The 12,501-nt window shown below is 39.5% G+C and carries 14 protein-coding genes; 13 read left to right on the forward strand and 1 reads right to left on the reverse strand.

From position 1 onward, the window contains the following. Position 1 precedes the first annotated feature (1 nt). The 13 genes from PNEUHYL_RS05550 to PNEUHYL_RS13420 all read left to right on the forward strand — a co-directional run bounded on the left by PNEUHYL_RS05550 (position 2) and on the right by PNEUHYL_RS13420 (position 9,598). Positions 2-304: a phage baseplate plug family protein gene (locus tag PNEUHYL_RS05550; RefSeq protein WP_059366230.1), complete on the forward strand. Its 303-nt coding sequence runs from the start codon at positions 2-4 to the stop codon at positions 302-304. Further along, positions 304-1,173, forward strand: a complete 870-nt coding sequence (locus PNEUHYL_RS05555; protein WP_059366231.1) for a phage protein — start codon at positions 304-306, stop codon at positions 1,171-1,173. The genes PNEUHYL_RS05550 and PNEUHYL_RS05555 overlap by 1 nt, the downstream gene beginning before the upstream one ends. Then, a complete protein-coding gene (locus PNEUHYL_RS05560) occupies positions 1,170-1,814 on the forward strand; it encodes a Gp138 family membrane-puncturing spike protein (protein WP_059366232.1) in 645 nt (214 codons plus the stop codon). The genes PNEUHYL_RS05555 and PNEUHYL_RS05560 overlap by 4 nt, the downstream gene beginning before the upstream one ends. Then, positions 1,811-2,164 (forward strand): contractile injection system sheath initiator, encoded by a 354-nt coding sequence (locus PNEUHYL_RS05565; RefSeq protein ID WP_059366233.1) that lies wholly within the window; start codon positions 1,811-1,813, stop codon positions 2,162-2,164. Before PNEUHYL_RS05560 ends, PNEUHYL_RS05565 begins: the two co-directional genes overlap by 4 nt. A gap of 132 nt (positions 2,165-2,296) precedes the next feature. Beyond that, positions 2,297-3,391, forward strand: a complete 1,095-nt coding sequence (locus PNEUHYL_RS05570; RefSeq protein ID WP_059366234.1) for a hypothetical protein — start codon at positions 2,297-2,299, stop codon at positions 3,389-3,391. A gap of 326 nt (positions 3,392-3,717) precedes the next feature. Next, positions 3,718-4,368, forward strand: coding sequence for a P22AR C-terminal domain-containing protein (locus PNEUHYL_RS05575; RefSeq protein ID WP_059366235.1), 651 nt, complete (start codon positions 3,718-3,720; stop codon positions 4,366-4,368). A 118-nt stretch (positions 4,369-4,486) separates the two neighbouring features. Then, entirely contained in the window at positions 4,487-5,008 is a 522-nt protein-coding gene (locus PNEUHYL_RS05580) for a phage antirepressor N-terminal domain-containing protein (RefSeq protein ID WP_059366236.1), read from the forward strand. Between the two features lie 44 nt (positions 5,009-5,052). Continuing rightward, complete coding sequence (locus tag PNEUHYL_RS05585; RefSeq protein WP_059366237.1) at positions 5,053-6,195, forward strand: baseplate J/gp47 family protein; 1,143 nt, start codon at positions 5,053-5,055, stop codon at positions 6,193-6,195. Beyond that, positions 6,195-6,770 carry a DUF2612 domain-containing protein gene (locus PNEUHYL_RS05590; protein WP_059366238.1) on the forward strand — a complete coding sequence of 192 codons (576 nt, stop codon included), beginning with the start codon at positions 6,195-6,197 and terminating at the stop codon, positions 6,768-6,770. The genes PNEUHYL_RS05585 and PNEUHYL_RS05590 overlap by 1 nt, the downstream gene beginning before the upstream one ends. A 9-nt stretch (positions 6,771-6,779) precedes the next feature. Further along, positions 6,780-8,408 (forward strand): pyocin knob domain-containing protein, encoded by a 1,629-nt coding sequence (locus PNEUHYL_RS13710; RefSeq protein WP_059366239.1) that lies wholly within the window; start codon positions 6,780-6,782, stop codon positions 8,406-8,408. Next, positions 8,399-9,001 (forward strand): hypothetical protein, encoded by a 603-nt coding sequence (locus PNEUHYL_RS05600; protein WP_018357014.1) that lies wholly within the window; start codon positions 8,399-8,401, stop codon positions 8,999-9,001. The genes PNEUHYL_RS13710 and PNEUHYL_RS05600 overlap by 10 nt, the downstream gene beginning before the upstream one ends. Further along, positions 8,986-9,258: a hypothetical protein gene (locus PNEUHYL_RS05605; RefSeq protein ID WP_059366240.1), complete on the forward strand. Its 273-nt coding sequence runs from the start codon at positions 8,986-8,988 to the stop codon at positions 9,256-9,258. The genes PNEUHYL_RS05600 and PNEUHYL_RS05605 overlap by 16 nt, the downstream gene beginning before the upstream one ends. Continuing rightward, positions 9,251-9,598, forward strand: coding sequence for a hypothetical protein (locus tag PNEUHYL_RS13420; protein ID WP_069029799.1), 348 nt, complete (start codon positions 9,251-9,253; stop codon positions 9,596-9,598). The genes PNEUHYL_RS05605 and PNEUHYL_RS13420 overlap by 8 nt, the downstream gene beginning before the upstream one ends. A gap of 415 nt (positions 9,599-10,013) precedes the next feature. Here PNEUHYL_RS13420 and metE read toward each other — a convergent pair whose 3' ends face one another. Then, positions 10,014-12,287: a 5-methyltetrahydropteroyltriglutamate--homocysteine S-methyltransferase gene (gene metE / locus PNEUHYL_RS05610; protein ID WP_059366241.1), complete on the reverse strand. Its 2,274-nt coding sequence runs from the start codon at positions 12,285-12,287 to the stop codon at positions 10,014-10,016. Between the last annotated feature and the right edge of the window lie 214 nt (positions 12,288-12,501).

Below are 12,501 nucleotides of genomic sequence, written 5' to 3' on the forward strand. Positions count from 1 at the left end.
GATGAAACAAATCCCTCTCACATCATCACCCTATCAAGAACAAACGATAGAATTTAATGGCGTGAAAATTAGAATTACCTTGCGTTTTAATAGCGTAGGAAATTTCTGGGCAATGGATGTTTATGAACCGGTGAATCAACGTCAAATTTGCCAAGGGCAAGCACTTGCTTGTGGTGTGCCGATTTTATCGCGATCAATCCAACCCTATTATTTTTACCTTGAAGATGAGAGTGGTGCTCAATTAGATCCTGAAAGCGTAAGTGATTTAGGAACACGCTGTTTTCTCTACATAGGAGAGAAATAATGATACAGTTCGGTAGGCAGTGGAAACTTGATATTAGCAATGACCAAGAAACGCTAAGCATTGAGCAACTCCGCGTAGCGTTTGAAATCGACAAAACCATTAATGAAAAACCCAACCCAGCAAGAATCCAAGTGTGGAATCTTAACCGAAATCATATCAACCAACTTTTAAGCCAAGACTATAAAAAAGTCTCGCTGTCTGTTGGGTATAGTGAGATGAGGCAGATTTATACTGGAGATATTACTAAAACACGCATTCAGCGTGAAGGATTGGATTTTATTTTAACGCTGGAATGCGCCGATGGTTATCAAGCTTATACACGTTCCCGCGCCAAAACTACACTTAAAGCGGGCGCGACAGACAAGCAAATTGTGGAAGAAATCCAAAAAACAATGCTAAATGTTAATACTGGCGCAGTGGATATCCCTAACCAACGGAAGCTCCCACGCGGACGCGTGTTAAATGGTAATAGCCGAGATATTCTCACTAAAATTGCCCGTAACAATGGCGCAGACTGGTCTATTCAAGATGGTTCGTTGGTGTTTTTACCAAAGGACAAAGTGCTGAATGATGATGCTGTCTTAATCTCACAAGAAACAGGGATGATTAACGCGCCGGAGCAAACGGATGAAGGGCTAGAAGTAACTTGTTTACTTAATCCGGCATTACAAATTGGCGGATTAGTGCGAGTGGAATCCATCATTGAGTATTTTAACGGTGATTACAAAGTTGTGAAGCTGATACACAGTGGTGATGGTATAGGCGGAAACTGGCAAAGTAAAATGATCGTAGTCGGTGGCAAGTTCAAAAAAGTCGAAAAAGAAAAGAGTAAATCAGACAAAAGCAAGGGAAAGGATAAAAAGAAATGAATTATTCAATAGATTTAGCAACACCTGAAACGGCGACTGATTTACAAATCCAACAAGATCGCTTAAATCTGCACACCGCATTACCCGCAAAGGTCGTGAGTTTTGATCCGTCAAAACAAACCGTTACCCTTGCAGTACAAATTAAAATGCAGTTGGACGATGGAAGTGGTGCGGATATTCCGCCTTTGGTTGATGTGCCGGTGAGCTTTCCGCGCGGTGGAGGGTTTGCGGTAACTTTTCCATTAAAAGCAGGTGATGAAGGAGTAGCCATTTTCTCCGAACGTTGCATTGATGGCTGGTGGCAAAGCTCGGAAGCATCTTTACCACTTGATTTTAGATTGCACGATCTATCAGATGCAATGTTTATCCCCGGTATTTGTTCAACCCCTAGATCCATTAAAAGCTTTTTTACCGGTGGTTTATCAATGCAAACGCTTGATGGCAGCACTTATATTCGCATCGAAAATGGCTCAATTAAAATCAAAGGCAATATTGAGCATAATGGCGATACAGAACAAAAAGGCAAGTACAGCTCAACAGGTATTATATCAAGTGATGTTGATGTAATGGCTGCGGGTAAATCGGGCAAATCGCACAAACACTCAGGCGATAGCGGAGGCAAAACAGGAGAGCCGGAATGAGAGTAAGACGGTTAGATAAAAATCATGATTGGACATTCGGGCAAGGCTTTGTGAATTATGCATCAGAATCTGAAGCGATTGCGCAGAACGTACAAACACGCCTTTTGTCATTTGCTAATGACTGGTTTCTAGATTTAAATCATGGCTTACCGTGGCTTGAACAAATGGGGCACAATGTCAATCTGAGCGATTGGGAAATCCGCATTAAGCGACACGTATTGCAAACAGAAGGTGTGATTAAGATCACAGAATATGAATCTATCTTTGATCCTGATACGCGACAATTAAAAATCACTATCAGCTATCAAGATATCTACGGACAACAACAAACTGCACGATATGATGTTTAAAACACAGTCTAATTTTATGGTAAAAATTTGCGATCTATATCTCAAAATTGAAATAAATTTGGCTTAAAACTTACAAAAACATTTTGGGTTTCGTAGAATGGGTGTTTCTATTTTTTACTAAGGAACATACTTATGAACGCAACCAATATTATTGCGATAATCATTGTTATTTTGGCTTTCTGTAGTCCTTTTGCGTTGATTTACTGGATCGTAAGAAAAATAAAGAAATATATAGGGCAAAAAAATAAACCTTTATCTAATAAGTCAGAAGTTTATATAAAAAATAAGAGCAATATCAATACCTCAGTAATTCATAATCAAAATTTTAATAAAAAAATAAATCGTAAGTTACATATTGTTAGTGATATGAATTTAAAAAATTATACTAATGAAGAGATTATTGAGTTAGTATTTGATCCTTTTTTGAGGATAAAAACATTTTCAGATGAATTAAAAACAAATGTAACTTATCGAGATTATAATGGGAATATTATTTTTGATAGAACATTTACTGCGCTTGAGATGAGGAGTGAACGAATAGATAATTATCTGTTAATTCAATTTGCAAGATCAGATGGAGATGATGCATTTAAGCTGTATTTTATTGACTTATTAAATAATAAAGTGATATTTTCTGTATATCCGGAATTCTACTGGGATGAGGTGAATTCTTATGATGGAAACATATTGGTGATAAAAAATAAATATGGTAGTTTTGAAGTAAATAATTTTGGACAGTTGGTTGATAATGTTACCTACTTAAAGGCTGTTGCAGTTTCTTACTCTATAGAATCTTTAGACGCTGTTTCACAATTGTTTAGTAAGTTAGACAAAAACAAAGATAATATTCAATTTTATCACTCTGTTTTAGATGAATGTTTCGTCAAAATTCAATCTGAATTCCATGCTTTAGGTTATCTTGCTAATTTATTAAAAATAAAAGGTGAAATTTTTGAGTATCAAAATGATTTTTATAATGCATATAGAGTGTATGCTTTGGGATTGAAGTTAAATGCTAAACTAAGCGTAAGGAATGCTATAAAAAGAGTATCAAAACAATTAAGACAAAACACTATAGATTCTATCAACAAGTCAATTACATTTCTTGCTGACTCTTTGATTGCTAAAAATAAAGAGTTACGAGAAAAAAGTTTAGAGAAAAGCAGATTGGGTTTTGAAGAGGGTGTTAGAACAGGAAGAATAGTGATAAAAGAATCTGAAAAGTGATGTCTTAGCCCTATTATAATAAGTAGGGCTTTTTGTTATTGACAAGAACAAAACAAAGCAATAGACTTACCTGCAAGGTCTCAAAAGCCTTTATCGAAACTAGGATATTCACCCCGAAAGCGTGATTTTTTTGTATCTGAAATTTGTGATCTCTTTCTCTTTACCACAAGATTTAATGATACAAAAACAACAATGTAATCAATGATCGACAGTGCGACTAATACAACACCCGAAAGGGGAATACGTCCGCTGGAGTTTCGACCAGTTTTGAGCTGTCGATCACCCTAACTCAAAATTAGGGCTTCTATCAGAAGGAAATCGAAACTATGACAAATTTAACTATTCTTAATACTCAAATTCGCACCTTAGACGGTCTTTTCTCTTTAAATGATTTTCACAAAGCTAGCGGAGAAAACCCTAACCAAAGACCAAGCCTTTTTATTAGAAATAATCAGACCAAAGATCTTATTTCTGAAATTGAAAAAGACCAAAGCACAAATTTGTGCTTAGCTCAAAAATCAATCAGAGGTGGATTAAATGCAGGGGTATGGGCTTGCGAAGAACTCGTATTAAGTTACGCAATGTGGATAAGCCCTAAATTTCATTTAATCGTATTGCGAGCATTTTTAGCAATGCACCGGAATGAGCCTAAACAGCTTGCTTTGCCAACGCCCGAACGCACTTTCACCCTCAAACTCACTGAACAGGAATTATGCGATCTTTGTTGGCTATGGAAAGCGGCAGAAGCCATGCGTAACTTGCTTAAACTCATTGAACCTGCGTTAGATATACTTGGTTCTCGCTATGCGGGAGCGGCTCATTCCTGTTCCGTTGAATATCGCCGAACGATTGAAAGCGCAAGAGATATACTCCTTCGCCCCACAGGCGAAATCAAAGAGCAAGGCACTTACCTTGAAGAAAATTGGCACAGAGTGCTACACGAACTCCGCAAAGGCGAGCTAAATAAAATCTATTAAAACCCAACCAAAACCGACCGCACTTTTTTAAGCCTGCGGCGGTTTTCTGCACCCTAAATAACCCTGAGAAATGACTTTCTCGGGGTTTTTTATTATCCAAAATTTAATAGGAGTAATAATGAAGACATTAAAAGCAAAATTCTTAGGCTTGGATATTTTAGTAATTAATCACGAAAATAAGCCTTACGTGCCGATGAAACAAATTGCCGAAAATATCGGTTTAGATTGGAAAGCCCAACATTCCAGAATTAAGCGTAACGAGGTTCTTTCCGAAGGTATGGTCATTATGACCATACCTTCAAATGGCGGCGGGCAAGAAGCCGTTTGTTTACCGCTTCATTATTTAAACGGCTGGCTTTTCGGGGTTAAACCCTCAAAAGTAAAGCCGGAAATCAAAGCTAAACTGATCGAATATCAAAAAGAATGCTACGAAGTGTTATGGGATTACTGGACGCTTGGTGTCGCAAAATGGGAAAATATTCGCCAACAACGTGAAGTATTGGAAGAAAATGAAGCTGAATCTAAAAAACGTGGTAGTGAAGCGGGACGGGCCTTGCAAAAGCGAAAAAAGGAAAAGTGCGCTTATGAAGAAGTTAGGCAACGATTAGCCCAAATGGAACAACTTGACTTTGCATTTTAAATTGACCGCATTTTATATGCGGTTTTTTATTTATAGAGGTATTTATGGCAAAACTCACAGAAACCGGCATCCAGATTGAGCGATTAAATAACATTGTGGCAAAGTTAGAAAGTGGTTTTCGCGAAATATACGGACAAAATATTGACCTTTCACCAAATACGCCAGACGGTCAGATGGTGGGGTTGCTCGCTCAAATTAGAATGGATATTGAGGAGTTATCTGAAAATATTTATCGACAGCTCGATCCTGATGTGGCCACTGGAACGTGGCTTGAGCAGCGAGTGTCTTATGCTGGATTAATGCGTAGGAGTGCAAGCTATAGCTATTTGCGGTCAGTGATTTTGACAGGTGAACCAAACACACCACTGTATGCCGGTATTATCGTTTCAGATCCTCATAAAGTGCGCTGGGTTTTGACTGCCGACGTACAACTTGATAGCAACGGTTCTGCGCGTGCTGATTTTCGCAGTGAACAACTAGGCGCATTTAATCTTGCGAAAAACACTGAGCTAACGATTGAAACGGTAACTCTTGGATTTAATAGCGCAACTACTTTTGAAAATGCGGAAATCGGTGCAGAAGAAGAAACTGATCAGCAGTTGCGAGAGCGTTTCTGGGTAAGCCGAACCAAGAATGCGACGAATTCGGCTGAGGCTATTACAGCTAAAATCCGAGCGTTGCCAGATGTTGAGCAAGTCCGCACGCTTGAAAATAATAGTAATCAACGTGACAAATTAGGAGTCGAACCACACTCTCTCAATATCATTGTAGAGGGGGGCGAAGACAGCCAAATTGCAGAAGTTATTTATTATAACAAAGGTGCGGGTGTGGGATTGCAAGGCTCAACTGAAGTGACTTTTCGGCGTGATAATGAGCCTCGTTTAATTCGTTTCGATCGCGCAGTAGCTGTTGATATTCAAATTTCAATGCGCTGTGTTCGATATGAAGATTTTACTGAAATTGATAAAGATGAGATTAAGAGATTACTGACGGCTCAAAAATTCAGCATTGGTCAAACCGTCTCGCTCTCACGTCTTTATTCACCGATAAATCAAGTTGGTGGTTTCTGGATTAAAGAGCTCAAAATTGCGCGCAAAGGACAAGCGTTGAAAGCAGAAAATGTGGTGTTGCAACCGCGTGAATTAGCTCGCATTTTGAGTGCAGATATTAGTATTGAGGTGGAATAATGGCTTATTCCGATTTGCTAATTTGGCAATACCAAGGAAAACCAAAAGCTCTTGCTACAATCCAACTATTAGAAAATGTGATTGCACAAGGGTTTATTGATTTATATCAATTACAAAATGTCCTCAATATCGAAACCGCAACAGGCGATCAGCTTGATTTAGTAGGTAAGCATGTAGGGCAAACTCGAGTTATCAACGGTTATCAGTTACGCAAGTTCTTCGGTTTTCAAAATGCGCAAAATGCAATGGGTTTTAGTAGAACAAGACAAGGAGGCGGACAGTGGTACCGAAAACGAGATCCTCTCGCCGATTCTGTGCGGTTATCCGATGCAGACTATCGTTTCTTGATAAAATGTCGAATTATTAAAAATTATCAAATAGGCACGCTATCGAACATCATCGAAGCGTGCCGTTTTATTTTCGGCGTCGATTGTCGAGTGGTAGATAATTTAAATATGACCGTGACTGTGACCGTGAATAATGGTTTATCCACAGACTTTGTCAAGTACGCAATTAATCATCTTGATATTCTTCCGCGACAAGCCGGAACGGAAATTATTTTTGAACTCCAATAGAGGTGCTTTATGGCATTACACAATAAACCAGATGAATACATTTTTGCTTCCGAGGCGAAACAGGGTGAAGTAGATAATTTTCCCGATCTACCAAGAGGGTGGGGAATTTCTTTTGAGCAAACAGGCGGCATTCCGCCAATGGAATGGTTTAACTACTTATTTAAACGAATAGATGAAAAATATGGTTACTTAATGCAGCGTGGTTTGTCGGAATGGTCAGCAACACAGGATTATCCTAAAGGCGCTTTTGTGCAACATAAAAACTTAAGTTATAAAGCATTAACAGCGAATAAAAGTAAGGAACCGGGAGCAGTGAATGCTGCTGATTGGCAACGATGGGGATTCACGCTAACGGAGATAGCCAAAGCTACGCTTCAGCAAGCGGGCATAGTCCAATTAAATTCTGCAACCAACAGCACCAGCGAAACGCAAGCGGCAACGCCAAAAGCGGTAAAAACCGTCAAAGACCAACTCGACAGTGTACAACGCAATCAGGCTAACTACATCCCAAACAGCAAAAAATCCAATGCGGTTAATAGTGCGTCATCTGATACGGTGGCAACTTCGGTTGCGGTTAAAACAGCTTATGACAAAGGAGTGGAAGCAAAAAACGCTGCTGATAATGCTAACAACAATGTAAACAGACGTGCGTTTGGACTTGCATTATCAAACGAGGATTTAAACAGCATTGCTGTTACCGGCATTTACGGACAATCTTTAAATTCCAACTCAACATCAGCTCGACATTATCCAATAGAACAAGCCGGGAAGCTGATAGTGACTGGAAGCTCCGGCTTTGGCGCACAGCAGCTTTATATCAGTTATCACGATAATCACATTTATGCGCGAGGGAAAAATCAAAATGGTTGGAGTGACTGGAAACGCATTGACGGCTTAAACGGAGTGTCAAAATCGGGCGATACGATGACCGGAAATCTGGTCATTGATACGGATGATTCGTTGCTTAAAGGTAAAAGAAGCGGGGTGAATAAATATGCTGTCGGGCTACGAAATAGTACAAGTAACGATGTTGTCGTGCTCAATTATACTGATAATACCTCGATCGAATTGCTTGCGAATTCGGTTTACTCAAATAAAACGCTTGTCGCGCCGGGAATGATTCTGGAGGATTCTGATTGGACGGGATTAAATATAAAAAATTTATCGGGTCGCTACGTCAGATTTGAAGGCAATCCTCATTCCGCAACTAACATGCTGACTATTATGTATAGGGAAGCAAACGGAACAAATATTAATACGGTTTCTTTGCGGAAGAAAGGCGGTACGCTGGCATTACTTGAAGATTTTACCTATCAAAAAATTGGTAATTTCGAAGTTAGACGCTATCCAGACGGAACGATGATTCAGACTTATTTCGCTGAATTCAATGATATTTTCGGCGCTAACTCCGGACTGGGCGGTTCTGGGCAAAAACAATTAACTTGGGCTGCGGCTTTTGTTGGTAAACCCATAGTGTTTGGCAACATCACCACATCTCTAGAGGAGAATCATAATGCAGGAGTAAATATACTTACTAAATCAACAAACACTACATTATATTGGTATAACTATGAGAGTGGTAGCGCTAATCAGAGGTTGTGCCGCTTGCAATTTTTGGCAATCGGGAGATGGAGATAATGGCAATTTATTTTAAAGACGGATTTTTTAATGATGATTTTGGCGGGTTTGTGCCGGAAGGCGCGATAGAAATCAGCGAAGAAAAATATATTGAGTTGCTTGAGGGGCAAGAGCAAGGAAAACAAATCATCAGTGATAAACAAGGAACCCCAGTACTGCTTGAGCCACAACCCAGTCCGGCTCACGAATTAAAAGATGGTGAGTGGATTATTTCAAAAACCAAAATAACCGCACTTACCACCCAACGCAAAACAACCCTTTTACAACGCATTGCGGACAAAACCGATCAATTTAAAATGCAATATCTGCAAGGGTATTCTCAAGCCGAGATTGACAGTTTTTACCGTCAAGAACGTGAAGCGAGAAATGAATTGCCGGAAATGATTTTAACTGAAATCTTCAAGGGTCGTGACGACTTAAAAAACATTGAAGAGTTGAAACAAAAAGTCATCGAAAAAGCGGATTTGTTCGCCATTGTGATGGGTAAACTTTTTGCAATTAAGCAAAATTTTGAAACCCATATCGAACAAGCGCAAACGTTAGAAGAACTAGACCAAATTGAACAGGAGATTGAGCAATGGCAAAAACTGTAAAACACAAGTTAAAAAATTGGGGTTATAACGTCATTATCGCGATTGACCAATTATTTAACGCACTCACGGGCGGTGGTGCAGATGAAACATTATCCAGCCGCACCTACCGCCGTGCGGTTTTAACGCAAGGTAAGCCGAAAAAACGTTGGCAAGTGTTATATCGCCTGATTAACGGGCTGTTTTTTGACAAAAATCACTGTAAAACCGCTTATGAAAGTGAGCTTTCCCGCAAACAATATCCACAGGATTTTGCATAACAAAAAGTGCGGTCAAAATCGACCGCACTTTGTTAATTTACTGCTCACACTTTCCCCCAATTTGCTGATATTGATTTTGCAATTAAACGATCTGAATTTGAATTTAATTCACCTAAGCAAATCGGTAACAAATTTGTTATTCCTGTTTCCGAGTATTCGTAGTGGAGACGGCAATATTACACCTTCATTCATTATGCGTAAAGTGGAATATCGTTTAAATAGTAAAGTTCAAAAAGGTATTCTTGAAGATATGAGTGAGCCTTACATTTTTAGTGCTGATACAGCGGAAGAATTACAAGGTTCAGTTGAGGTGTGGTACAAGGGAGAACAAATTCAGTAGGAGTTGATAAAAGCGCGGTAGGTTTACCGTGCTTTTTCATAATTTGGGAAGGGTAAAATGAATTGATTGTTTGACGTAAATTTGACGCAATAGGTGTTAAAAGGTACAAAAAGCTATAAATGTAATTTAGTTTGAGATAATACAAGTCATTGATTTTGTTTGTTATTTATTTTGATTTATTTATAATTTACAGGATTCAAAATCCGCCGGTGAATAACCGTGTCGGTTCGAGTCCGACCCTAGCGCCAAACAAAATTTCAAACACAAAAAGCCGCTTTAATAACGGCTTTTTGTTTGCTTTTTCTGTCTTATTTTCAGCAGTAATTTCTAAGCAGTTACGAAAGTTAAAAAGGGCTTCCTGCATTTTTTGGAGAAAAAACCGGATACTTTTACAATCCGGTTTTCTTTATTAAGGTTAATTTAATTTTTCACGCAGTTTTTTCGTAACATCGACCATCACTTTCAATTGTTCTAGCGTTTCTTTCCAGCCTCGGGTTTTAAGACCACAGTCCGGATTGACCCATAAACGTTCTTTCGGTACAACGGCAAGGGCTTTGTGTAACAATTGCTCGATTTCTTCAGCGGTCGGTACTCGTGGGCTATGAATGTCATACACGCCCGGGCCGATGTCGTTCGGATATTTAAAATCACTGAAAGCCGTAAGTAGTTCCATATCGGAACGTGAGGTTTCAATCGTGATAACATCGGCATCTAAAGCAGCAATTGCCGGTAAAATGTCGTTAAACTCGGAATAACACATATGGGTATGTATTTGAGTATCATCTTGGCAGCCCATCGAGCTTAAACGGAAGGCTTCACCGGCCCATTGTAAATAGTTGTCCCAATCGGCACGTTTGAGCGGTAAACCTTCGCGAATTGCTGGTTCGTCTATTTGAATGACTTTAATGCCGGCTTTTTCTAAATCCAATACTTCATCGGAAAGCGCCACCGCAATTTGCTTACATACCGTTGAACGTGGAATATCATTACGTACAAACGACCATTGTAAAATAGTAACAGGACCGGTAAGCATACCTTTCATCACTTTTTGGGTGAGACTTTGGGCATATTGAGACCAACGCACGGTCATTGGTTCAGGGCGAACCACATCACCATAAATCACCGGTGGTTTCACACAGCGAGAGCCATAACTTTGTACCCAACCGAATTTGGTGAAAGCAAAGCCATCTAACAATTCGCCAAAATATTCCACCATGTCATTACGTTCAGCTTCCCCGTGAACCAACACATCAAGATCCAATTTTTCTTGTTCACGCACGACTAATTCAATTTCTTTTTTCATAGCTGCTTCGTAATCCGCCAAACTTAACTCACCTTTTTTAAAGGCGGCACGGGCTAAGCGGATTTCCTTAGTTTGTGGAAAAGATCCTATCGTGGTTGTCGGGAGTAATGGCAGGTTTAACCAGACATTTTGTAATTTAATTCGTTCGGCAAAAGGTGATTGACGTTGATCCGCACCTTTCGGCAGACTTGCCAAACGCTCAGCCACTTCTGGGCGATGAATATCTTTTGAGGCAGCTCGGCTATCAGCCGCTGCTTGGTTTTCATCAAGTTCTGCTTGTACAGCGCTTCTGCCTTGCTCAAGTGCGGTCTTAATAACGCGTAATTCTTGAATTTTTTGCAACGTGAAAGCAAGCCAGTTGTAAAGCTCGGGTTTATTTGCCTGTAATTGGGTTTCCTCCGTTAGATTGTAAGGCGTATGGAGTAGGGAGCAGCTAGGTGCAATCCATAAACGTTCGTCCAATTTGGCTTTTAATGGTTCTACAATATCTAATACTTGATTTAAATTTGCACGCCAAATGTTGCGACCGTCAATAATACCTACGGATAATATTTTATCGTAATCACCAAAAGCGGAAAGTTGCTCGGGTGCACGCACTAAATCAATGTGTAATCCGGCAATCGGCAGAGATTTTAATAAATTGGCGTGTTCTGCCGCAGAGCCAAAATAGGTTGCAAGCAACAGTTTGGTATTCACTTGTGTGCTTAATGTCGCATATACCTCCTTGTAGGCGGCAACCCATTCCGAAGGTAAATCTAAAACCAGCGCCGGTTCATCAATTTGAATATATTCCACACCTTCTGCCGCGAGTGCATTGAGGATTTCCACATAAACCGGAAGAAGTTTCGGAAGTAAATCAAAGCGATTAAATGCCGCACCTTTTTCTTTGCCCAGCCATAAGAAGGTTAATGGCCCGACAATAGTTGGTTTCGCATTTAATCCAAGCGCTTTGGCTTCACGAATTTGTTCTACATAATGGGAAGAATTGGCTTTAAATTCAGTATCCGCATGGAATTCCGGCACAAGATAGTGATAGTTGGTATCAAACCATTTTGTCATTTCAATGGCAAATTGGTTTTTGTTACCGCGAGCTAGTTGGAAATACTGATCGAGGGTTAAATTTTGGCTATCAAATCTGAAACGAGCAGGAATCGCGCCCGTTGCAACTTGTAAATCCAGAATGTGATCATAGAAAGTAAAATCTGCCACCGCTACATAGTCCGCATTTGCCTCAGCTTGGTGTTTCCAGTTAATTTCTCTGAGTTTCTTGGCGATATCCAATAAATCTTGTTCGGAAATTTCACCGCGCCAATAACGCTCTTGGGCAAATTTTAATTCACGTTTTGCTCCCACACGCGGAAAGCCGGATAAATGAAATGTTGTCATAATAACTCCCTGATAAAATGATATTGTGTTGCTCACTGTTTAGGAGTATAGAATGAGTTTTTTTTGATTATTATGCAAATTTATTATTTTCAATAAATTTATGAATTATTTTAATGATTATGCGTGGTGAAAAATGAAAAACGTTTAAAGTGGATCAATGCTTAAAAAAGTCGAATATAAAAAACCATTGATTGAGGTTATACTGTAATGGTAC

Source organism: Rodentibacter caecimuris (assembly GCF_001019715.1).
GTDB classification, from domain to species: Bacteria; Pseudomonadota; Gammaproteobacteria; order Enterobacterales; family Pasteurellaceae; genus Rodentibacter; species Rodentibacter caecimuris.

What these genes read in the sequence shown, in the direction of transcription:
- PNEUHYL_RS05565 (WP_059366233.1), top strand. Translation starts at nt 1,811, where the DNA reads ATGAGAGTAAGACGGTTAGATAAAAATCATGATTGGACATTCGGGCAA.
- PNEUHYL_RS05585 (WP_059366237.1), top strand. Translation starts at nt 5,053, where the DNA reads ATGGCAAAACTCACAGAAACCGGCATCCAGATTGAGCGATTAAATAAC.
- PNEUHYL_RS05580 (WP_059366236.1), top strand. Translation starts at nt 4,487, where the DNA reads ATGAAGACATTAAAAGCAAAATTCTTAGGCTTGGATATTTTAGTAATT.
- PNEUHYL_RS05560 (WP_059366232.1), top strand. Translation starts at nt 1,170, where the DNA reads ATGAATTATTCAATAGATTTAGCAACACCTGAAACGGCGACTGATTTA.
- PNEUHYL_RS05550 (WP_059366230.1), top strand. Translation starts at nt 2, where the DNA reads ATGAAACAAATCCCTCTCACATCATCACCCTATCAAGAACAAACGATA.
- PNEUHYL_RS05570 (WP_059366234.1), top strand. Translation starts at nt 2,297, where the DNA reads ATGAACGCAACCAATATTATTGCGATAATCATTGTTATTTTGGCTTTC.
- PNEUHYL_RS05575 (WP_059366235.1), top strand. Translation starts at nt 3,718, where the DNA reads ATGACAAATTTAACTATTCTTAATACTCAAATTCGCACCTTAGACGGT.
- PNEUHYL_RS13710 (WP_059366239.1), top strand. Translation starts at nt 6,780, where the DNA reads ATGGCATTACACAATAAACCAGATGAATACATTTTTGCTTCCGAGGCG.
- metE (WP_059366241.1), bottom strand. Translation starts at nt 12,287, where the DNA reads ATGACAACATTTCATTTATCCGGCTTTCCGCGTGTGGGAGCAAAACGT.
- PNEUHYL_RS05555 (WP_059366231.1), top strand. Translation starts at nt 304, where the DNA reads ATGATACAGTTCGGTAGGCAGTGGAAACTTGATATTAGCAATGACCAA.
- PNEUHYL_RS05590 (WP_059366238.1), top strand. Translation starts at nt 6,195, where the DNA reads ATGGCTTATTCCGATTTGCTAATTTGGCAATACCAAGGAAAACCAAAA.
- PNEUHYL_RS05600 (WP_018357014.1), top strand. Translation starts at nt 8,399, where the DNA reads ATGGAGATAATGGCAATTTATTTTAAAGACGGATTTTTTAATGATGAT.
- PNEUHYL_RS05605 (WP_059366240.1), top strand. Translation starts at nt 8,986, where the DNA reads ATGGCAAAAACTGTAAAACACAAGTTAAAAAATTGGGGTTATAACGTC.